This is a genomic window from Pectobacterium punjabense (assembly GCF_012427845.1).
GTDB lineage: Bacteria > Pseudomonadota > Gammaproteobacteria > Enterobacterales > Enterobacteriaceae > Pectobacterium > Pectobacterium punjabense.
In genome coordinates this window covers 266,733-288,752 of sequence record NZ_CP038498.1, presented here as the reverse complement: position 1 = coordinate 288,752, position 22,020 = coordinate 266,733, and the positions used below count along the sequence as shown (strand labels likewise).

Annotated in this window: 16 protein-coding genes and 1 riboswitch; of the genes, 8 read left to right on the top strand and 8 right to left on the bottom strand. The window is 52.3% G+C overall.

The window, feature by feature from the left end:
- Positions 1 to 13: 13 nt before the first annotated feature.
- Together hemE and nudC are read right to left on the bottom strand one after the other, a co-directional pair.
- Positions 14 to 1,078: a uroporphyrinogen decarboxylase gene (gene hemE / locus E2566_RS01310; RefSeq protein ID WP_107170974.1), complete on the bottom strand. Its 1,065-nt coding sequence runs from the start codon at positions 1,076 to 1,078 to the stop codon at positions 14 to 16.
- Between the two features lie 116 nt (positions 1,079 to 1,194).
- A complete protein-coding gene (nudC, locus tag E2566_RS01305) occupies positions 1,195 to 1,977 on the bottom strand; it encodes an NAD(+) diphosphatase (RefSeq protein WP_107170973.1) in 783 nt (260 codons plus the stop codon).
- Between the two features lie 108 nt (positions 1,978 to 2,085).
- Here nudC and rsd point away from each other — a divergent pair, with 108 nt between their 5' ends.
- The 7 genes from rsd (at position 2,086) to thiH (ending at position 8,434) form a co-directional block, all read left to right on the top strand.
- Positions 2,086 to 2,547: a sigma D regulator gene (rsd, locus tag E2566_RS01300; protein WP_107170972.1), complete on the top strand. Its 462-nt coding sequence runs from the start codon at positions 2,086 to 2,088 to the stop codon at positions 2,545 to 2,547.
- Between the two features lie 122 nt (positions 2,548 to 2,669).
- Positions 2,670 to 2,823: riboswitch (TPP riboswitch) on the top strand.
- Positions 2,824 to 2,942: 119 nt separating this feature from the next.
- A complete protein-coding gene (thiC, locus tag E2566_RS01295; protein ID WP_107170971.1) occupies positions 2,943 to 4,898 on the top strand; it encodes a phosphomethylpyrimidine synthase ThiC in 1,956 nt (651 codons plus the stop codon).
- A complete protein-coding gene (thiE, locus tag E2566_RS01290; protein WP_107170970.1) occupies positions 4,895 to 5,536 on the top strand; it encodes a thiamine phosphate synthase in 642 nt (213 codons plus the stop codon). The genes thiC and thiE overlap by 4 nt, the downstream gene beginning before the upstream one ends.
- A 1-nt stretch (position 5,537) precedes the next feature.
- Entirely contained in the window at positions 5,538 to 6,317 is a 780-nt protein-coding gene (locus E2566_RS01285) for a HesA/MoeB/ThiF family protein (RefSeq protein WP_107170969.1), read from the top strand.
- Positions 6,314 to 6,514 (top strand): sulfur carrier protein ThiS, encoded by a 201-nt coding sequence (thiS, locus tag E2566_RS01280; RefSeq protein WP_107170968.1) that lies wholly within the window; start codon positions 6,314 to 6,316, stop codon positions 6,512 to 6,514. Before E2566_RS01285 ends, thiS begins: the two co-directional genes overlap by 4 nt.
- Before the next feature lies 1 nt (position 6,515).
- On the top strand, positions 6,516 to 7,316 hold the full coding sequence (locus tag E2566_RS01275) for a thiazole synthase (RefSeq protein WP_107170967.1): 801 nt from the start codon (positions 6,516 to 6,518) through the stop codon (positions 7,314 to 7,316).
- The gene (gene thiH / locus E2566_RS01270) at positions 7,313 to 8,434 is read left to right on the top strand and encodes a 2-iminoacetate synthase ThiH (protein ID WP_107170966.1); all 1,122 of its coding nucleotides are present in this window, start codon (positions 7,313 to 7,315) and stop codon (positions 8,432 to 8,434) included. The genes E2566_RS01275 and thiH overlap by 4 nt, the downstream gene beginning before the upstream one ends.
- A 279-nt stretch (positions 8,435 to 8,713) precedes the next feature.
- Here the strand turns inward: thiH and E2566_RS01265 are convergent, their stop codons facing one another.
- Positions 8,714 to 10,150: an aminotransferase-like domain-containing protein gene (locus tag E2566_RS01265; RefSeq protein WP_107170965.1), complete on the bottom strand. Its 1,437-nt coding sequence runs from the start codon at positions 10,148 to 10,150 to the stop codon at positions 8,714 to 8,716.
- A gap of 173 nt (positions 10,151 to 10,323) precedes the next feature.
- Here E2566_RS01265 and E2566_RS01260 point away from each other — a divergent pair, with 173 nt between their 5' ends.
- Positions 10,324 to 10,515, top strand: a complete 192-nt coding sequence (locus E2566_RS01260; protein WP_107170964.1) for a DUF1127 domain-containing protein — start codon at positions 10,324 to 10,326, stop codon at positions 10,513 to 10,515.
- A 67-nt stretch (positions 10,516 to 10,582) separates the two neighbouring features.
- Here the strand turns inward: E2566_RS01260 and shiA are convergent, their stop codons facing one another.
- The 5 genes from shiA to rplJ all read right to left on the bottom strand — a co-directional run bounded on the left by shiA (position 10,583) and on the right by rplJ (position 21,801).
- Complete coding sequence (gene shiA, locus E2566_RS01255; RefSeq protein WP_107170963.1) at positions 10,583 to 11,980, bottom strand: shikimate transporter; 1,398 nt, start codon at positions 11,978 to 11,980, stop codon at positions 10,583 to 10,585.
- A 169-nt stretch (positions 11,981 to 12,149) separates the two neighbouring features.
- Positions 12,150 to 16,373, bottom strand: a complete 4,224-nt coding sequence (gene rpoC / locus E2566_RS01250; RefSeq protein WP_107170962.1) for a DNA-directed RNA polymerase subunit beta' — start codon at positions 16,371 to 16,373, stop codon at positions 12,150 to 12,152.
- Between the two features lie 143 nt (positions 16,374 to 16,516).
- Entirely contained in the window at positions 16,517 to 20,545 is a 4,029-nt protein-coding gene (gene rpoB, locus E2566_RS01245; RefSeq protein ID WP_107170961.1) for a DNA-directed RNA polymerase subunit beta, read from the bottom strand.
- A 326-nt stretch (positions 20,546 to 20,871) separates the two neighbouring features.
- On the bottom strand, positions 20,872 to 21,237 hold the full coding sequence (gene rplL, locus E2566_RS01240) for a 50S ribosomal protein L7/L12 (RefSeq protein ID WP_010285496.1): 366 nt from the start codon (positions 21,235 to 21,237) through the stop codon (positions 20,872 to 20,874).
- A gap of 66 nt (positions 21,238 to 21,303) precedes the next feature.
- On the bottom strand, positions 21,304 to 21,801 hold the full coding sequence (gene rplJ / locus E2566_RS01235) for a 50S ribosomal protein L10 (protein ID WP_005970333.1): 498 nt from the start codon (positions 21,799 to 21,801) through the stop codon (positions 21,304 to 21,306).
- Positions 21,802 to 22,020 lie beyond the last annotated feature (219 nt).

Here is a 22,020-nt window from a genome sequence, read left to right as displayed (position 1 = left end):
CACCTCCCGTGAATCATGCGTGATAAGGGCGAGATAACCGATGTACCGCCTCAACAAAAACGCCCGCATGCTCTGGCGGCACGTCTTGATGGATACCATGGCCCAGATTGAAAACATGTCCGTTACCTTGTCCAAACCCAGAGAGGATCGATGCCACTTCCTGTTCGATCCGTGCCGGATCGGCATATAACATTGAGGGGTCCATATTTCCCTGTAGCGCGACTTTATCGCCTACACGACGGCGTGCATCAGCAATGTCACTCGTCCAGTCCAGCCCCAGCGCATCACAACCTGTTTCAGCCATCGCCTCTAGCCACTGCCCTCCGCCCTTGGTGAAGAGCGTCACTGGCACACGGCGACCTTCATTCTCACGCAGTAAACCATCAACAATCTTATGCATGTAACGCAGGGAGAACTCTTTGTAGTCGCGCCCGCTCAGCGCGCCACCCCAGGTATCGAATACCATCACGGCCTGCGCACCAGCACGAATTTGCGCGTTGAGATAAAGAATGACGCTATCCGCCAGCTTATCCAGCAACAGGTGTAGCGTTTTAGGCTCAGCAAACATCATTTTCTTGATGACGGTAAACGCTTTGCTGCTACCGCCTTCCACCATATAGGTCGCCAGCGTCCACGGGCTGCCCGAGAAACCGATAAGCGGCACTGCACCGGCGAGATTTTTACGGATCGTTCGCACCGCGTTCATCACATAACCGAGTTCCTGTTCTGGATCGGGAACAGGCAGTTTAACGACATCGGCATGAGAGGTGATGGGAGAGTGGAAGCGTGGGCCTTCCCCGGCTTCAAAATAAAGTCCTAAGCCCATCGCATCAGGGATAGTCAGGATATCGGAGAACAGGATCGCCGCATCCAGCGCATAGCGCCGTAAAGGTTGTAACGTGACTTCACACGCCAGCTCTGCATTTTTGCACAGTGACATAAAATCACCCGCCTGCGCACGCGTTGCCTTATATTCTGGTAGATAACGCCCCGCCTGACGCATCATCCACACTGGGGTGACATCAACAGGTTGGCGCAATAACGCCCGCAAATAGCGATCGTTTTTCAGGTCGGTCATGTTCTCTTCCTTTCGGCCTCACGGCGGTTCTACACCAGATAGATGTGATGAAGCGGATGCGTTATAAAACGAACGTGTTATGAAACCAATACATTAATAGCGCAAATAGTACCACGTCAGCCTTCGTTCTCGTGATAAGCACGGCACAACACCACCGTATCTTCGATAAGTCGACGCGCCACGGTGCCCAGCGGAGGCAACTGCGGAAGTTGGTCATAGCGGAACCAGCCCGCGTCACGCAACTCTTTCGGATCGTGCTTGATTTCTCCACCCGCATAATCCGCTGTAAACGCCATCATCAGCGAATGAGGGAATGGCCAAGGCTGAGAACTCACGTAACGCAGGTTTTTTATCTGAATGTGGCTTTCTTCCATTACCTCACGTACGACAGTCTGTTCCAGCGTTTCGCCCACTTCCACAAACCCCGCCAGCACGGTATACATGTTTCCACGATGTCGGTTGTGCTGCGCCAGCAAAATCTCCTTGCCACGCCGAATTGCGACGATGATGCAGGGCGCGATCTGCGGATAATAACGTTCCTTGCAGTGGTGACATAAGCACGCCAGTTCCGTCTTGCTCCGCACCATTTCATGGCCGCAGTAACCACAAAAGCGATGGGAGCGATAGAATTCAGCCAGCTGTACGCCTCGCCCCGCCAGTTGGAATAAGCCCGCGTCTTGATCGAGCAGTTGGCGAACGGATGCCATGCCCGTATCCCGCCCTTGGCAAACCAGCCAGGCAGGCTGCCCTTGCCATTCACCGATTTGACGAGCCACTTTCCCCTGCAACGACCACGCCGTCGCCGTTCCGCGCGGTAATTCTCCTTGGGGTAGCCAGATTTGTATCGCATCGCTAACTATCCACCAGCCGGTTTCATCACCTTTTAGCGTCTGTTCCATATCTTTTTATTGCTCCACTGCCACTTCACTGGCATTTTACATTCAGAGTGATTACATAAGTTTTATAACTGGGATTTCAGTTATTTCTTACCGTTCACGGAGTCAACAATGCTAAACCAGCTACAAAGTCTGACTGAATACGTTGGTGGCAATAATGCGTTAATCGACCAATGGCTACAAGCGCGTAAGCAGCTTCTGGTGGCTTACTATCATCTGGTCGGCATCAAGCCGAACAAGGAAGCGCTTTCTCTTTTGGATGAAGAGGCATTGGATAATTTTTGCCAGAATCTGGTGGACTATCTTTCTACTGGCCACTTTCATTTATACGAAAAAATGCTGCATGAAGCAGCGACCCACAGCGAACAAGTATTGGCGCTTTCCACCCAGCTCGACCTCGCCCTGCAAAACAATACGCAGCAAATCATGACGTTTTACGATAGCCATCTGGCAGCCGCCATCGACCATGATAACTGCATCGAATTCCAGCAGGCACTTTCCAGCGTCGGTGAAGCATTAGAAGAGCGTTTTACGTTAGAAGACAACATGATCAGGCAGGTTTACGACAACTAACCGTCATTTGACGTTATTTAAGAACATCACCACGCGCTGTACAGGCAAAAGCGGCACGCTTTGACATCCGCGTTTTGCCGTCATACAGTGTAGGGGTTTTATTGACCCGTTTAACAGACGGGCAAATCTTGTCGGAGTGCCTAGCGTGCTCGTGTTTTGTTTTACGAAATCAATCGTTTTACGAAACCTATGAGCGCACAGGCTGAGACCGTTAATTCGGGATCCGCGGAACCTGATCGGGTTAATACCTGCGAAGGGAACAAGAGTAATGCACCTCATTGAGATTGAGCCCAAGGCTGCGTATTTGCACATACCCACGCTAAAACTCGATATCATTATTACTCCCTCCGGCTCCAGACAAGCAATCTTCCCTTTACGTCTTACAGGAACTTGCTATGTCTACAGAACCCTTGTCTACAGAACCAATGCTGTCCAAATCAGGCCGCCGTGAACAACGCGCCGCCGCCCAACAGTTTATTGAAACCTTACAGGGAACCGCCTTTCCCAATTCCAAACGCATTTACCTTGCAGGCTCGCGCGACGACATCGCCGTACCGATGCGTGAAATTCAGCTCAGCCCGACGCGACTCGGCGGCAGCAAAGACAATCCCCAATACGAGCCCAATGAGCCGATCCCGGTTTACGATACGTCAGGGCCTTATGGCGATCCCGCTGCGCAACCCGATGTCCGCGTTGGGCTAGCGAAGCTGCGCGCCAGCTGGATTGCAGAACGTCACGACACCGAGGCGCTATCTGGCGTCAGCTCCGATTTCACCCAGCAGCGCCTAGCGGATGCCGGTCTGGATCATCTGCGTTTTGAGCATTTGCCACGACCGCTGCGTGCCAAAGCAGGTAAACGCGTCACCCAACTCCACTATGCGCGACAGGGGATCATTACCCCGGAAATGGAATTTATCGCCATTCGCGAAAATATGGGACGCGAACGCATTCGCACCGACGTACTGCGCCAGCAGCATCCGGGGCAAAGTTTTGGCGCTCTCCTGCCGGAGAACATCACGCCGGAATTTGTCCGTCAGGAAGTGGCCGCCGGTCGCGCCATTATTCCTTCCAACATCAACCACCCCGAGTCAGAGCCAATGATTATCGGTCGCAATTTTCTGGTGAAGGTTAACGCCAATATCGGCAACTCCGCCGTGACCTCCTCCATCGAAGAAGAGGTGGAAAAGCTGGTCTGGTCTACCCGTTGGGGCGCAGATACGGTGATGGATCTCTCAACCGGCCGCTATATTCACGAAACCCGCGAGTGGATTCTGCGCAACAGCCCCGTCCCCATCGGAACCGTACCGATCTACCAGGCGCTGGAAAAAGTGAACGGCGTGGCGGAAAACCTGAACTGGGAAATGTTCCGCGATACGCTGCTGGAACAGGCGGAACAGGGCGTGGACTATTTCACCATCCACGCGGGTGTCCTGCTGCGCTACGTTCCGATGACAGCCAAACGCCTGACCGGCATCGTCTCACGCGGCGGTTCTATTATGGCGAAGTGGTGCCTGTCACATCACAAAGAGAGCTTCCTGTACGAGCACTTCCGTGAAATCTGTGAAATTTGTGCCGCTTATGACGTCGCGCTGTCACTGGGTGACGGCTTACGCCCCGGCTCCATTCAAGATGCCAACGACGAGGCGCAATTTGCCGAGCTGCATACGTTAGGCGAGCTGACTAAGATTGCTTGGGAATATGACGTACAGGTGATGATCGAAGGCCCCGGCCACGTTCCGATGCAGATGATCCGCCGCAACATGACCGAAGAGCTGGAGCACTGCCATGAAGCACCGTTCTATACGCTCGGCCCATTAACCACCGATATCGCACCAGGCTACGATCACTTCACCTCCGGCATCGGTGCCGCCATGATCGGCTGGTTCGGCTGCGCGATGCTCTGCTACGTGACGCCGAAAGAGCATCTTGGCTTGCCGAACAAAGAAGACGTCAAACAAGGGCTGATTACCTACAAGATCGCCGCCCACGCCGCCGATCTGGCGAAAGGTCATCCCGGTGCGCAGATCCGTGACAACGCTATGTCGAAAGCGCGCTTCGAATTCCGCTGGGAAGATCAGTTCAATCTGGCTCTCGATCCGCAAACGGCACGCGCCTACCACGATGAAACACTGCCGCAGGAATCTGGCAAAGTCGCCCACTTCTGTTCCATGTGCGGCCCCAAATTCTGCTCGATGAAAATCTCACAGGAAGTGCGCGATTACGCCGCGAAACAGGAAGCAGAAGCCAAACCGATTGAAGTTGGCATGGCGCAGATGTCACAGGAATTCCGTTCTCGCGGCAGCGAGCTTTATCACAGCGCCACCAGCCTGCCAGCCGAGGAAAACCAATGACGGACTCAACGCCTTTTGCCCCAACAGCACAGCGGCTGGGGCTCTATCCCGTTGTCGATAGCGTGGAATGGATTGAACGCCTGCTCAGTGTAGGGGTGAAAACGATCCAGCTAAGAATCAAAGATCGGTCTGATGAACAGGCCGAAGCCGATGTGATCCAAGCGATCGCATTGGGTCGGCACTATCAGGCGCAGCTCTTCATCAACGACTATTGGAAATTGGCCGTAAAACATCAAGCGTACGGCGTACATCTGGGCCAGGAAGATCTGGATACCGCCGATCTGGTCGCGATTAAACAAGCAGGCCTGCGCTTAGGCGTCTCCACACACGACGATCGTGAACTGGCACGTGCGGTGGCGATCAACCCGTCCTACATCGCGCTGGGGCATATTTTCCCTACGCAAACCAAAGACATGCCATCGGCACCGCAGGGGCTGGCCGAACTGAGCCGACACATCGCCGATCTGCAAGGCCGTTTTCCCACCGTGGCGATTGGCGGCATCAGCATCGACAAAGTACCTGCGGTGCTGAAAACGGGCGTCGGCAGTATTGCCGTCGTCAGCGCCATTACGCAGGCAGCAGACTGGCGGCAAGCAACCGCAACGCTGCTGAGGATGATTGAAGGACGGGAGGCATAACATGGTAACGCATCCCCATCCAACGTCTGCCGGACTGAGCGATAGCGAGTTCATGCGCTACAGCCGTCAGTTGATGCTGGAAGATATTGGCCCAGACGGTCAGGAGAAGCTCAAAGCCGCCCGCGTTCTGCTGGTGGGTCTAGGTGGGCTGGGTGCTCCCGCGTCGCTCTATCTGGCGGCCGCAGGGATTGGCACGCTGCTGCTTGCCGACGATGACGCACTGCACATCAGCAACCTGCAACGCCAGATTCTGTATCGCACCAGCGATACCGACAAACCCAAAGCGGTGTTGGCACAACGTCAGCTACAGGCGTTAAATTCACATTCAGAAGCGATTGCGATTACCGAAAGGCTCAGCGGTGAGGCGTTACACAGCGCCGTTAGCCGCGTCGATTTAGTGCTGGATTGCAGCGACAACATGACAACCCGCCATGCGGTTAACGTCGCCTGCGTGGATGCTGGCAAACCGCTGATCAGCGGTAGCGCCGTCGGTTTCAGCGGTCAGCTCGCGGTCTTCACGCCGCCTTATCACGCTGGCTGCTACGCCTGCCTGTATCCCGATACAACCGAACCACAGCGCAACTGCCGTACCGCAGGCGTGCTGGGGCCGGTGGTCGGCGTAATTGGCACGCTTCAGGCGCTGGAAGCGATAAAGCTGCTGGCTGGTATGCCGTCTGCGCTGGATGGCAAGCTGAGAATGTTCAATGGCAAACAGCAGAGCTGGAACACGCTCCAACTCACACGTGCGCCTCATTGCCCGGTATGCGGGGGGGCAGCATGAGAATCACGCTGAATGATGAGCCCTTTGAATTCCCAGAGGCCATCACGGTTGAGGCGCTGCTGAACCAGATAAACCGGCTCCAGCCCGGCACGGCGCTGGCTATCAATCAGACCATTATCCCGCATGCTACCTGGTCACAGCATCAGGTGCAGGACGGTGATGATATTTTGCTTTTTCAAGCCATCGCGGGAGGATGACATGCTGCACATTGCCGATACGATATTCACTTCACGACTGCTGACCGGAACCGGGAAATTCGCCACGCCAGAACTGATGCTGGCGGCACTTGAGGCTTCCGGCTCCCAGTTAGTTACCATGGCGATGAAACGCGTTGACCTAAACGGCGGAAACGACGCTATTCTCGCCCCGCTACGCCAGCTCGGTATTAAGCTGCTGCCAAATACGTCGGGCGCCAAAACCGCTGACGAAGCTATTTTTGCTGCCCGACTGGCGCGTGAAGCGCTAGGCACCCGCTGGCTGAAGCTGGAAATTCACCCCGATGTGAAATATCTGCTGCCTGATCCCATCGAAACGCTGAAGGCTGCGGAACAGTTGGTCAAAGAAGGGTTCACGGTGCTGCCCTACTGTGGGGCCGATCCGGTACTGTGCAAGCGTCTGGAAGAGGTCGGCTGCGCAGCAGTGATGCCTCTCGGCGCGCCGATTGGCTCCAATCAGGGGCTGCAAACACGTGATTTTCTTCGCATCATCATCGAACAGGCGCGTGTTCCAGTGATTGTCGATGCAGGGATTGGTGCCCCAAGCCAGGCAGCCGACGCCCTGGAAATGGGAGCCGATGGCGTGCTGGTCAATACAGCAATTGCCGTTGCCCGCGACCCTGTGGCGATGGCGCGCGCCTTCCGGTTAGCAGTCGATGCTGGTGGCCTTGCGCGTCAGGCCGGTCTGGGAAGTAAGCAGTTCGTCGCCAGCGCCACCAGCCCGCTCACCGGTTTTCTACATCGACAAATGGAAGATCGGCAAGCGGAAGGTGCGGCAAAATGAGCATCGACTTTCAAACCGTCTGGGAACAGCTCGACTGGGATGACCTGACGCTACGCATCAACGGCAAAACCGCACAGGATGTTGAACGGGCGCTCACTGCCCCACACCTGACGCGTGACGATTTTATGGCGCTCCTTTCACCGGCCGCCAGCGCCTATCTGGAACCGCTAGCCCAGCGGGCGCAGCAGCTCACCCGACAGCGTTTCGGCAATACGGTGAGTTTCTACGTCCCGCTGTACCTGTCCAACCTGTGTTCTAACGACTGCACCTACTGCGGCTTTTCGATGAGCAACCACATCAAGCGTAAAACGCTGGATGAGGCAGAAATCTTACGTGAATGCGCCGCTATCAAGGAACTCGGATTTGAGCACCTGCTGCTCGTGACCGGCGAACACCAACGCAAGGTGGGGGTGGATTATTTTCGTCGCGTCTTTCCACTGATTCGGCCACTCTTCAGTTCGTTGATGATCGAAGTCCAACCACTGTCGCAGGAGGAGTACGCCGAGTTGAAAACGCTGGGGCTGGATGGTGTGATGGTCTATCAGGAAACCTATCATCCGGCGACCTACCAGTTGCACCATCTAAAAGGACAAAAGCAGGATTTCCACTGGCGGCTTGCCACACCGGATCGACTGGGCCGTGCAGGGATCGACAAGATCGGGCTAGGTGCCTTAATCGGTCTGTCCAATAGCTGGCGCACCGACTGCTACATGGTGGCGGAACACCTGCTGCACTTACAGCAGAGCTATTGGCAGAGCCGTTACTCTATCTCATTCCCTCGCCTGCGCCCTTGTGCAGGCGGCATTGAACCAGCGTCGTTAATGGATGAAGCACAGCTCATGCAGGTGATTTGTGCATTTCGATTACTGTCACCGGATATTGAGTTATCGCTTTCCACGCGCGAGTCCCCTTTCTTTCGCGACCATGCGATTCCCATTGCGATTAACAATGTCAGCGCATTTTCCAAAACCCAGCCGGGTGGCTACGCCGACAATCACCCCGAACTGGAACAGTTCTCGCCGCATGATTCACGGCGTCCTGAAGACGTCGCGCAGGCCATCGTACGCGCAGGCCTCCAGCCGGTCTGGAAAGACTGGGACGGTTATTTGGGCAGATAGTTACTGAACAGATAAGACAGCGATACGTATGATTTGGGAGGCGGTTCGCAGGCCGAAATGAGAATTACATGGAAGGCAACATTCTCAGGATCGCGCTTCGCAACATGAAATCCGGCCTATCGTCACGGCTTTCGGTAAAGAATACAGTAGCGTCGTTGGCAAGCCTGAGCGTTATTACTAAGCCTGTTGACCGGAGCCGTTTGCCACTTATCGGTTCTGCACATCAACCCGCCGATACGGGGCTTATCCTTACCCGTATCGGCCCTTCCTTAACAATAATCAGGTTACGTTCTGGTCAGGAAAAGTGTGCATCATCTTCGCGATTTCACTACCCACAATGCGCAGCCCTTCCCTCATCTCTTCCGTAAAGCGATTGGCATAATTAAGTCGAATACAATTGCGGTATTTCCCTGAAGCGGAAAATAGCGAACCGGCGGCGATCTGTATGCCCGCTTTTCTGACCTCACGGCTGAGCTTGAGTGAATCAAAATATTCAGGCAGCTCAATCCACATCAGGAATCCTCCCTGCGGACGACTAACACAAATATTGGACGGAAAATACTCGCGCACCCAGCAGGTAAACGTACTCAGATTAGCTTTGTATTGGGCGCGCATCCGACGTAAGTGAGGCTGATAGTGTCCCTGACGAATAAATTCTGCCACGGCAAGCTGAGGCTGTACCACCGTCGATCCCGTGCTGATGTACTTTGTATGAATCACCCGCTCCAGATAGCGCCCCGGGGCGATCCAACCCACGCGCAAACCGGGTGCCAGATTCTTTGAAAATGAGCTGCACAACAATACGCGTCCATCTTCATCAAACGACTTTATGGCGCGGGGACGCGGATATTCATAGGCCAATTCACCATAGGCATCATCTTCAATAATGGCGATATCAAAGTGCTGCGCCAGCGTCACCAGAGATTGCTTGCGGGCGTCAGGCATGATGAAGCCAAGCGGATTGTTACAGCTCGGCACCAGAAGCACGGCTTTGATTGGCCACTGATCCAACGCCAGTCTTAACGCTTCAAGACTGATCCCCGTCACTGAATCGGTTGGGATCTCGATCGCTTTGATATCCAGCCCACGAAGGATCTGCATCGTACCCGGAAAAGCAGGTGACTCGACAGCAACGATGTCTCCGGGCTGGCAAACCGCGCGAACGGCAACAAATAAGGCTTCCTGACATCCAGTCGTGACCACAATATCATCTTGCGTCAGTTGGCAGCCGCAATCGACGGTAAGACGAGCGATCTGTTCACGCAGCGCGGGCACGCCATATACGCTGTCATATTGTAAAACCCGGGCATCCTGATATTGGCAAAGGCGACCCATCTCTTTCCACAGCGGCTTGATGGTAGGCTGGCTCACATCAGGCATTCCGCTACCAAACTTCAGCACGTTCGTTTCCAAACGCACGTTCACCAGTTCCAGTACCGATTCCCACTGTGTGATCTCAACTGGGCGCTGAGCAGGACGCGTCAGCGCAGGTACAGGCGGCGTTGCCTTACGCGGCGTGACAAAATATCCCGAACGCGGCTGCGGCATAATCAGCTGTCGGGTTTCCAGCAGATGATAGGCCTGCTGTACGGTACTGATGCTCACACCATGTTCTGTACTGAGTGCCCGAACGGAAGGCAGACGTTCCCCGCTTTGATATAACCCTTGTTCAATCCGCTGCTCTAACAGCCCGGCAAGGTGTTGATAACGCGTCATCAGTATCACTCTCCATCATGATTCATCACAGTAACCAGTACAGATTCAAATAAAAATCACCATTCAGATGCAATATCACACAATCTGTATGCTAAAAAAATGGATTTCTTGCATCTGTATTGAAAATACCTTTCGCCTCATCATAGCGTTCATTCACTGGCGAGGGGGAAAATATGGAATTTCATGAGAATCGATCACAAAAACCGTTCCGCGAGTCACCGTTCTGGCTCATGCTTATTTTACCGTACCGCCTGTGGAAAGCCTGGCGAGTAAGGGTGCAAACGCTGAAGATACTGCGGGATATGAGCGATGAGGGGCTCAAAGACATCGGGCTGAAACGAAGCGATCTCGATCGGTTCAGATAACATAACAACAAAAAAGTAGAGATATCGCCGATACAGATAGTGCATCTGTATCGGCAAGGTAAAGAGGTTAGTGAGGTACCGTATTGTCTGCGGGTGCTTTCATCCGCATCCCGACAACGGCTGACAGTAAGCAGCCAATGGCAAGATAGGCCGCCACCGCGTGCCATGAGCCATCCATAAACTGCACCAGCAGAACAGCGATAAAAGGCGTAAACCCGCCGCCGACCACGCTGGCAACCTGATAACCCACGCCAGCCCCACTATAGCGATACGCCGTACCAAATAACTCGGTAAACATCGGCTGCTGTACGCTAACGATCATATCGTGAGCAGCATTCGCCAGCATGATAGCAAAGAACAGAATCAGCAGCGTGTTGTGACTTTCCAGCGCCATAAAGAATGGCACCGCACTCACGGCACCAATCAACGCACCAGTCACATAAATGCGACGACGGCCAAAGCTATCCGCCAGATAAGCAAAGAAAGGAATAGACACGCAGCTGATCGCCCCCACCAGCAGCCCGATATTCAGAAAGATATCCCGCGATAGCCCAAGATGGGTGGTGGAGTAATTGAGTGCAAATGCCGTGACGATATACATCGTCAACAGTTCACCAAGCCGTAACGCAATAATCAGTAGAAAGGCTTTCGGATGCTGGCGTAGTGCTTCCATAATCGGGAACGAACGCAGCTTGTTTGCTCTTTCTCCCAAGGTTTTATTCGCCTCAAACTCCTGAGACTCATCCATCCCGTTGCGCACCCACCAGGCGATAGCCACCAGAATCAGGCTGAATAAGAACGGCAGACGCCAGCCCCAGGTGGTAAATTCTTCATTGGTCGTCAAATTGCTTACCACCGATACCGACCCAGTAGCTAGTAACAATCCAACCCCAAAGCCAACTTGTACGCCGCTGCTGTAAAAGGCTTTCTTCTTCTTCGGCGCATTCTCTACCGCCAACAGTGCCGCACCACCCCATTCACCACCAACCGCAAAGCCCTGAATTGCCCGCAGCGTAACCAACAGCACCGGTGCCCACCAGCCAATCGAATCAAACGACGGCAACAGACCAATCAGCGCAGTAGAAATACCCATCATCCAGACCGTGATCATCAGCATTCGTTTACGGCCCAGCTTATCGCCGAAGTGGCCGAACACCATGCCGCCTAGCGGTCGGAACAGGAAACCAACACCGAACGTACCAAATGCCGCCAGCGTCCCCATCGTTGGGCTGACCTGCGGGAAAAATTCGGTATTAAATACAAGGGCGGCAACAATTCCGTACAGCAAAAAATCGTACCAATCAACAACGGCACCCACAAAACTGCCCCAGGCTGCGCGCTTTGCTCGGTGCTGAGAATGGCTTTCCGACTGTGTTTGTAGGGTTTTATCAGAGGAAAGTGAATCATCCTGATGAGGTAATGAGCCGCCAGGCTGTGAAAGGGTTGGCGTAGTTGAGGTGTCCATGTTGGTTCCGTTCTATTTACTTTACACTACTGTACAACAAAAAATTTCAGGAAGACATGCTTACGTCATTTACGACGGGTCATCCGCAGGGAATCAACCATAAAAAAACCCCGACCATGATAGTCGGGGTTTTTGTTATTTACCGCATGGTAGTGCAGCGTAAAGAGACTTACTCGTCGTCGCTGCTACCAAAGCCTGCATTCAGCAGTTCGGCCAGGTTAGCAGAAGCTTCATCGGCACTCACTTGAGGCACGACAGGTGCTTCGCCTGCCTGACGGCGGCGCATACGATCCTGATGGTACGCATAACCCGTACCCGCTGGGATCAGACGACCCACGATGACGTTCTCTTTCAGACCACGCAGTTCATCACGTTTACCTGCGACAGCAGCTTCGGTCAGTACGCGAGTGGTTTCCTGGAACGATGCCGCAGAAATGAAGGACTCGGTCGCCAGAGATGCTTTGGTGATACCCAGCAGATCGCGACTGTACGTTGCCGTGATCTTACCATCCGCTTCCAACTGACGGTTGGCAATCTTGATGCGAGAGACTTCTGCCTGTTCGCCTTCCAGGAACTCCGTGCTACCCGCGTCAACGATGGTGCCTTTACGCAACATCTGACGAACGATAACTTCGATGTGTTTATCGTTAATCTTAACGCCTTGCAGACGGTAAACTTCCTGAACTTCGTTGGTGATATAACGCGTTACTGCATGCACGCCACGCAGACGCAGGATATCGTGCGGAGACTCTGGGCCGTCGGAAACAACGTCACCACGTTCCACCACTTCACCTTCGAACACGTTGAGCTGACGCCATTTCGGAATCATCTCTTCGTAAGCATCGCTGCCATCCAACGGAGAAATTACCAGACGGCGTTTACCTTTGGTTTCTTTACCGAAGGAAATGATACCGCTGATCTCTGCCAGAATCGCCGGCTCTTTCGGACGACGTGCTTCGAACAGGTCGGCTACGCGTGGCAGACCACCGGTAATATCCTTGGTACCACTGGATTCCTGAGGGAGACGCGCCAATGTATCACCGGCACCAATCTGCACTCCATCTTCCAACTGAACAATCGTTTTACCCGGCAGGAAGTATTGAGCTGGCATATCAGTACCAGGAATCAGTACATCTTCACCTTTACCGTCAACGATTTTCAGTGCTGGACGCAAGTCTTTACCGCTACCAGTACGCTCTGCGCTATCCAGAACCACGATAGAAGACAAACCAGTTAGTTCGTCGGTCTGGCGAGTAATGGTTTGACCGTCAATCATGTCAGCAAAGCGGATGAAACCGCTCACTTCGGTCACCACAGGCATGGTATGCGGGTCCCAGTTTGCGACAGTTTCGCCACCGCTAACTTCTGAGCCGTCACCCTTCGCCATCACCGCACCATAAGGCACTTTATAGCTTTCTTTAGTACGTCCGAATTCGTCGATCAGTTTCAGTTCGGTATTACGTGAAGTAATAACCAGTTTACCGTTGCTGTTCATAACGAACTTCGCGTTGCTCAGTTTCAGGCTACCTTTGTTTTTCACCTGAATGCTGGACTCAGCAGCCGCACGCGATGCCGCACCACCGATGTGGAACGTACGCATGGTTAACTGTGTACCTGGCTCACCGATGGACTGTGCCGCGATAACCCCGATAGCCTCACCTTTGTTGATGATATGACCACGAGCCAGATCGCGACCGTAGCAATTGGCGCACACGCCAAAGTCGGTTTCGCAGCTTACAACTGAACGTACTTTAACAGCGTCAACGGAGTTCTCTTCCAACATGTCACACCACTGCTCGTTCAGCAGCGTGTTACGTGGAACCAGAATGTCCGCGGTGCCCGGTTTGATCACGTCTTCAGCCGTTACACGACCCAGTACGCGCTCACGCAGTGGTTCTTTAACATCACCACCCTCGATAACCGGCGTCATCATGATACCTTCATGGGTACCACAATCGTCCTCGGTCACAACCAGATCCTGTGCAACGTCAACCAGACGACGAGTCAGATAACCGGAGTTTGCCGTTTTCAGTGCGGTATCCGCCAAACCTTTACGCGCACCGTGCGTCGAGATGAAGTACTGGAGTACGTTCAAACCTTCGCGGAAGTTTGCGGTGATTGGTGTCTCGATGATGGAACCATCTGGTTTCGCCATCAGACCACGCATACCCGCCAACTGACGAATCTGTGCCGCAGAACCACGCGCACCGGAGTCGGCCATCATAAAGATGCTGTTGAAAGAAACCTGACGCTCAACCACGCCATCACGGTTAACCACATCCTCAACGGACAGGTTTTCCATCATCGCTTTCGCAACACGTTCGTTCGCCGCTGCCCAGATATCGATCACTTTGTTATAGCGTTCGCCCGCGGTAACCAGACCAGACTGGAACTGCTCCTGAATCTCGGCAACTTCGGTTTCTGCTTCTTCGATAATCTCGGCTTTTTTCTCCGGGATAACCATGTCATCGATACCTACGGAAGCACCAGAGCGCGCCGCGTAAGCAAAACCGGTGTACATAGTCTGGTCAGCGAAGATAACCGTCGGCTTCAGACCCAAAATGCGGTAACAGGTGTTCAGCATTTTGGAGATCGCTTTCTTGCCCAAAGGCTGGTTAACGATCGAGTACGGCAGACCTTTCGGTACGATCATCCACAGGATGGCACGGCCGATAGTCGTATCAATAATCGACGTCTGATGCGTAACATCGCCTTCGATGCTCTTGATCTCTTCTGTAATACGCACTTTAACGCGCGCATGCAGAGAGGCCAGACCGGCACGATAAACACGTTCAGCTTCTTTAGGACCCGTGAGCACCATGCCTTCGCCTTTGGCGTTAACACAGTCACGCGTCATGTAATACAGACCCAATACCACGTCCTGAGAAGGAACGATGATTGGCTCACCATTCGCAGGGGACAAGATGTTGTTGGTCGACATCATCAACGCACGCGCTTCCAACTGGGCTTCCAGCGTCAACGGTACGTGTACAGCCATCTGGTCACCATCGAAGTCGGCGTTATATGCCGCACAAACCAACGGGTGCAGTTGGATCGCTTTACCTTCGATCAGTACCGGTTCAAATGCCTGGATACCCAAACGGTGCAGTGTTGGTGCACGGTTCAGCAGTACCGGGTGTTCACGGATGACTTCGTCCAGGATATCCCATACGACGGCTTCTTCGCGCTCAACCATTTTCTTGGCAGCTTTAATGGTGGTAGCAAGACCACGCAGTTCCAGCTTGCCGTAGATGAACGGTTTGAACAGTTCCAGTGCCATTTTCTTCGGCAGACCACACTGGTGCAGACGCAGGTATGGACCAACGGTGATTACAGAACGACCGGAGTAGTCAACACGCTTACCGAGCAGGTTCTGACGGAAACGACCCTGTTTACCTTTGATCATATCGGCCAAAGATTTCAGAGGGCGTTTGTTAGAACCGGTGATCGCGCGACCGCGACGGCCGTTATCCAACAGCGCATCAACCGCTTCCTGCAACATACGTTTTTCGTTACGCACGATGATATCTGGCGCAGCCAGATCCAGCAGGCGTTTCAGACGGTTGTTACGGTTGATCACGCGACGATACAGATCGTTCAGGTCGGAAGTCGCAAAACGACCACCATCCAGCGGAACCAACGGACGCAGATCTGGCGGCAGTACCGGCAGAACGGTCAGGATCATCCACTCTGGCTTGTTACCAGACTGTACGAACGCTTCCAGCAGCTTAATGCGCTTGGTCAGTTTTTTACGTTTGGTTTCGGAGTTAGTTTCGGTCAGCTCTTCACGCAGCTGCTCGCATTCCTGCTCCAGATCCATGTTCTTCAGCAGAGCCTGGATCGCTTCGGCGCCCATTTTCGCGTCGAATTCATCACCAAACTCTTCCAACGCATCCAGATACTGCTCTTCAGTCAGGATCTGACGGCGCTCAAGGTTGGTCATGCCGCCTTCAACCACGACATAAGATTCAAAATAAAGCACACGCTCAATATCACGCAGCGGCATATCTAACAGCAAACCGATACGGGAAGGCAGTGACTTCAGGAACCAGATGTGCGCAGTTGGAGAAGCCAGCTCGATGTGACCCATACGCTCACGACGTACTTTAGTTTGGGTTACTTCAACGCCGCACTTCTCACAAATAACACCACGGTGTTTCAGGCGCTTATACTTACCGCACAAGCACTCATAATCTTTTACCGGCCCAAAGATACGGGCGCAGAAAAGGCCGTCACGCTCAGGCTTGAACGTACGGTAGTTGATGGTTTCTGGCTTTTTAACTTCACCAAAAGACCACGAACGGATCATGTCTGGCGAAGCCAGAGCAATTTTGATCGCATCAAACTCTTCGGTTTTAGTTTGCGCTTTCAGAAACTTTAATAAGTCTTTCACGGATTGGCTCCTGTCGGAGTTAGACCTGATAGACACCTGAACTAATGCTGTTCAAAACAACATAGCTGTTAAAAACAACATTGCCGTTAAAAACAACGTTCAGGTGTCCCTATGACGAATGCCAGCAATACAGCGAGCTGGTATTACTTTTCTTCCAGCTCGATGTTGATACCCAGCGAGCGGATTTCTTTCAACAATACGTTGAAGGATTCCGGCATGCCTGGTTCCATCTGATGATTGCCATCCACGATGTTCTTATACATCTTGGTACGGCCGTTCACGTCATCAGACTTAACGGTCAACATTTCTTGCAGGGTATAAGCTGCACCATAAGCTTCCAGCGCCCACACTTCCATCTCACCGAAGCGTTGACCACCGAACTGCGCCTTACCACCCAGCGGCTGCTGAGTAACCAGGCTATAAGAACCGGTGGAACGGGCATGCATCTTATCGTCAACCAAGTGGTTCAGTTTCAGCATGTACATGTAGCCCACTGTAACCTGACGCTCAAATTGCTCACCGGTACGTCCATCGTACAGGGTAATCTGACCGGAGGTAGGGATACCGCCCATCTGCAACAGTTCCTTGATTTCTTTCTCTTTTGCACCATCGAATACCGGCGTTGCAATTGGCATACCTTTCTTCAGGTTTTCAGCCAGACGCATAACTTCTTCGTCGGAGAAAGTACTCAGGTCGACTTTTTGACGCACATCGTCGCCCAGATTGTAGGCTCTCTGGATAAACTCACGCAGCTTGGTCACTTCTTCGTGCTGCTTAAGCATGGCGTTGATTTTCTCGCCGATACCTTTTGCAGCCATACCCAAGTGGGTTTCCAGAATCTGACCGATGTTCATACGTGAAGGTACGCCCAGCGGGTTCAGTACGATATCGACCGGCGTACCGTTCTCATCGTAAGGCATATCTTCGATCGGGTTGATCTTGGAGATAACACCTTTGTTCCCGTGACGACCTGCCATCTTGTCACCCGGTTGGATCTGACGCTTAACAGCCAGATAAACCTTAACGATTTTCAGCACGCCCGGTGCAAGATCATCGCCTTGGGTGATTTTACGGCGCTTAGCTTCGAGTTTTTTCTCAAACTCGTGCTTCAGCTCATCATACTGTTCTGCAAGCTGTTCCAACTGATTCTGCTTATCTTCATCAGTCAGACCCAGTTCCAACCAGCGCTCGCGCGGCAGTTTGTCCAGTTTGTCAGCTTCTACGCCGCCAGAAACCAGCACTGCGTGAATACGTCCAAACAGACCCGCTTCCAGAATCTGCAACTCTTCAGTCAGGTCTTTCTTAGCCTGCTTCAGCTGCATTTCTTCGATTTCTAACGCACGTTTGTCTTTTTCCACGCCATCGCGGGTAAAGACCTGCACGTCGATAATCGTACCGGAAACACCGTTTGGTACACGCAGAGAAGAGTCTTTAACGTCAGACGCTTTCTCACCGAAGATCGCACGCAGCAGTTTCTCTTCTGGCGTCAGTTGGGTTTCACCTTTCGGCGTTACTTTACCAACCAGAATGTCACCGCCGGTGACTTCAGCACCGATATAAACGATGCCGGACTCATCCAGTTTAGAAAGTGCTGCTTCACCCACGTTCGGGATGTCCGCAGTAATTTCTTCAGGCCCTAACTTGGTGTCACGAGACACACAGGCCAGTTCCTGAATGTGGATGGTCGTAAAGCGATCTTCCTGAACCACACGCTCGGAAACGAGGATGGAGTCTTCGAAGTTGTAACCATTCCATGGCATAAATGCCACGCGCATGTTCTGACCCAGCGCCAGCTCACCCAGATCGGTGGACGGGCCATCTGCCAAAACGTCACCACGTTCTACCGGCTCACCCAGAGACACACATGGCATCTGGCTGATGCAGGTATTCTGGTTCGAACGGGTATATTTGGTCAGGTTATAGATGTCGATCCCGGCTTCGCCCGGATACATTTCATCGTCATTAACGCGGATTACAATACGGGATGCATCTACGTACTGTACTGTACCACCACGTTTGGCTACGGCAGTTACACCGGAGTCAACCGCAACGGCACGTTCCATACCGGTACCAACCAGCGGCTTATCGGCGCGCAGAGTCGGAACGGCCTGACGTTGCATGTTCGCACCCATCAGAGCACGGTTGGCGTCATCGTGTTCCAAGAACGGAATCAGAGATGCACCGACGGAAACCACCTGCTGTGTGGAAACGTCCATATATTCAACCTGATCGCGGCTGAACAAGCTGGACTCACCTTTGTTACGGCAGGTAACCAGTTCGTCGATGAAGCGGCCTTCTTCGTCCAAATTGGTGTTTGCCTGGGCGATAACGAAGTTACCTTCTTCAATCGCAGACAGGTAATGGATCTCATCCGTAACCACGTTGTCACGCACGCGACGATATGGGGTTTCAAGGAAACCGTATTCGTTGGTTTGTGCATAAACGGACAGGGAGTTGATCAGACCGATGTTTGGACCTTCCGGCGTTTCGATAGGACAAACACGACCATAGTGAGTAGGGTGTACGTCACGAACTTCAAAGCCAGCACGCTCACGCGTCAGACCGCCTGGGCCCAATGCAGAGATACGACGTTTGTGCGTAATCTCGGACAATGGGTTGTTCTGGTCCATAAACTGTGACAGCTGACTTGAACCGAAGAACTCTTTCACGGCAGCCGAAATCGGCTTGGCATTGATCATGTCCTGTGGCATCAGCGTATCAAGATCGCCCAGAGACAGACGCTCTTTTACAGCACGCTCCACACGCACCAGACCAACGCGGAATTGGTTTTCAGCCATTTCGCCGACAGAACGGATACGACGGTTGCCGAGGTGGTCGATATCATCCACTTCGCCTTTACCGTTACGGATATCAATGAGCTTCTTCATCACTTCGATGATGTCATCTTTGCTCAGGATACCGGAACCTTCGATCTCGTCACGCAGCAGAGAACGGTTGAACTTCATACGGCCAACCGCAGACAGATCGTAGCGGTCTTCAGAGAAGAACAGGTTCTCAAACAGCGTTTCCGCTGCTTCACGCGTTGGTGGCTCACCAGGACGCATCATGCGATAGATTTCAACCAGCGCGCTCAGACGATCGTTTGACGGATCGACACGCACGGTTTCAGACATGTATGCACCATGATCAAGATCGTTGGTGAACAGTGTCTCAATACGCTTGTGGCCGGATTGGCTCAGCTTCGCCAGCAGATCCAGCGACAGCTCCATGTTGGCTGCGCCGATCAGTTCGCCAGTGCTCTCATCGATATAATCTTTGGACAATATTTTGCCAGCAATATATTCAACAGGCACTTCAATGCGCTCAATACCGTCTTTCTCTAACTGACGGATATGACGCGCAGTGATACGGCGACCTTTTTCGATATAAACTTTACCGTTCGCTTCGATATCAAACGACGCGGTTTCACCACGCAGGCGCTCAGGGACCAGATCCATCTGCAATTTATTGCCATTGATTTCATAGACAATTTTATCGAAGAAAAGATCCAGAATCTGTTCGGTGGAGTAACCCAGCGCGCGCAGGATAATGGTCGCAGGCAATTTACGACGACGGTCGATACGGACAAACAGGTTATCCTTCGGATCAAATTCAAAATCCAACCAGGAACCACGGTAAGGAATAATACGTGCGTTATACAGCACCTTACCTGAAGAGTGGGTTTTACCTTTGTCGCTATCGAAGAACACACCTGGGCTACGGTGCAACTGAGACACGATTACACGCTCAGTACCGTTGATCACGAAGGTGCCGTTATCGGTCATGAGCGGAATCTCGCCCATGTACACTTCTTGTTCTTTGATGTCTTTAACGGTGCCTTCAGGCGCTTCGCGCTCGTAGATCACCAGGCGCAGTTTAACGCGCAGCGGCGCAGAGAACGTGACGCCGCGGATTTGACATTCTTTAACGTCAAATACGGGTTCGCCCAAGCGATAGCTAACGTATTGCAGCTCTGAATTGCCGCTATAGCTTTTTATAGGGAAAACAGAACGGAATGCAGCTTCCAAACCGTACTGACCTTCCGGGTCTTGCTCGATAAATTTCTGGAACGAGTCAAGTTGGATAGAAAGGAGATAAGGTATGTCCAAAACTTGTGGACGTTTACCAAAATCCTTACGAATGCGTTTTTTCTCGGTATAGGAGTAAACCATAGGGTTCCTCAGCTAGCTGACAAGTCGAACCACTCTGTCTGCCCTAACAAGGACAGTTCATGCAACACTATTTATGTTGGTCGGAAAATAGAGAACTTTCCGTAATACGTCTTTCTATTACTCTTAAACCATTTCATTGCTCTTGCTTAGGCAAGGAACCTATGCTGGAAAGCAGTATATTAAGTCGTCAATAGAAAAAAATATTTGGGAAATCAATGGCTAAACAGTGTGAAATCCCATTGATGCCCTACAGCGCAAAAAGGCTGGTGACTAAAAAGTCACCAGCCATCAGCCTAATAAATCAGGCTGCAACCTGAAAGGTTGGCTTATTTAACTTCAACTTCTGCGCCAGCTTCTTCCAGTGATTTCTTCAGTGCTTCAGCGTCATCTTTGCTCACGCCTTCTTTCAGAACTGCTGGAGCAGATTCAACCAGATCTTTGGCTTCTTTCAGGCCCAGACCAGTTGCGCCGCGAACAGCTTTGATTACAGCAACTTTGTTAGCGCCGATAGCTTTCAGCACAACGTCGAACTCAGTTTTTTCTTCAGCAACTTCAGCTGGGCCAGCAGCAACAGCTACAGCAGCAGCAGCAGAAACACCGAATTTTTCTTCCATAGCAGAAACCAGCTCAACAACATCCATTACAGACATAGCTGCTACTGCTTCCAGAATTTGATCTTTAGTGATAGACATAACAATTGTTCCTAAGAATCAGAAATAGTTTATACGTTAGCAAGTACGTTAGAAAAGAAAGTGCTATTACGCAGCTTCTTTTGCATCGCGAACAGCAGCCAGAGTGCGGACCAATTTGCCGGCAGCGGCTTCTTTCATGGTCGACATCAGACGTGCCAGTGCTTCTTCGTAAGTCGGCAGCGTTGCCAGACGGTCAATTTGAGCCGCCGGGATCAGCTCACCTTCAAAGGCTGCAGCTTTGACCTCAAATTTTGCATTTGCTTTCGCGAACTCTTTGAACAGACGAGCAGCAGCGCCCGGGTGTTCCAAAGAATATGCAATCAAGGTCGGACCAACAAACGTGTCTTTCAGGCATTCAAATTGAGTGCCTTCAACGACGCGGCGCAGCAGGGTGTTACGAACAACACGCATGTAAACGCCAGCTTCACGACCTGCTTTACGCAGTTCGGTCATTTTATCAACGGTAACGCCACGAGAATCCGCAACAACCGCAGACAGCGCACCTTTGGCTACTTCGCTGACTTCAGCAACAATTGCTTGTTTGTCTTGAAGATTTAATGCCATTAGCTTTTGCTCCTGGATTTAGCCGGAGAAACTCTCCGGAACTCACTTCACTTATCGCCAAAATTAGAGATAAGCGTTGAAACACGGTGAGCAGAATCCAGTAAAAAATTATTCTTTATAAAAAAGAAAAACGTTATTTAGGCTCTGTCACCGTCTACGCAGGAGAATTAAGTTTCTTACGAAACACCTGCGGTCTTGGACGGAGGCCTGGATAGGCCA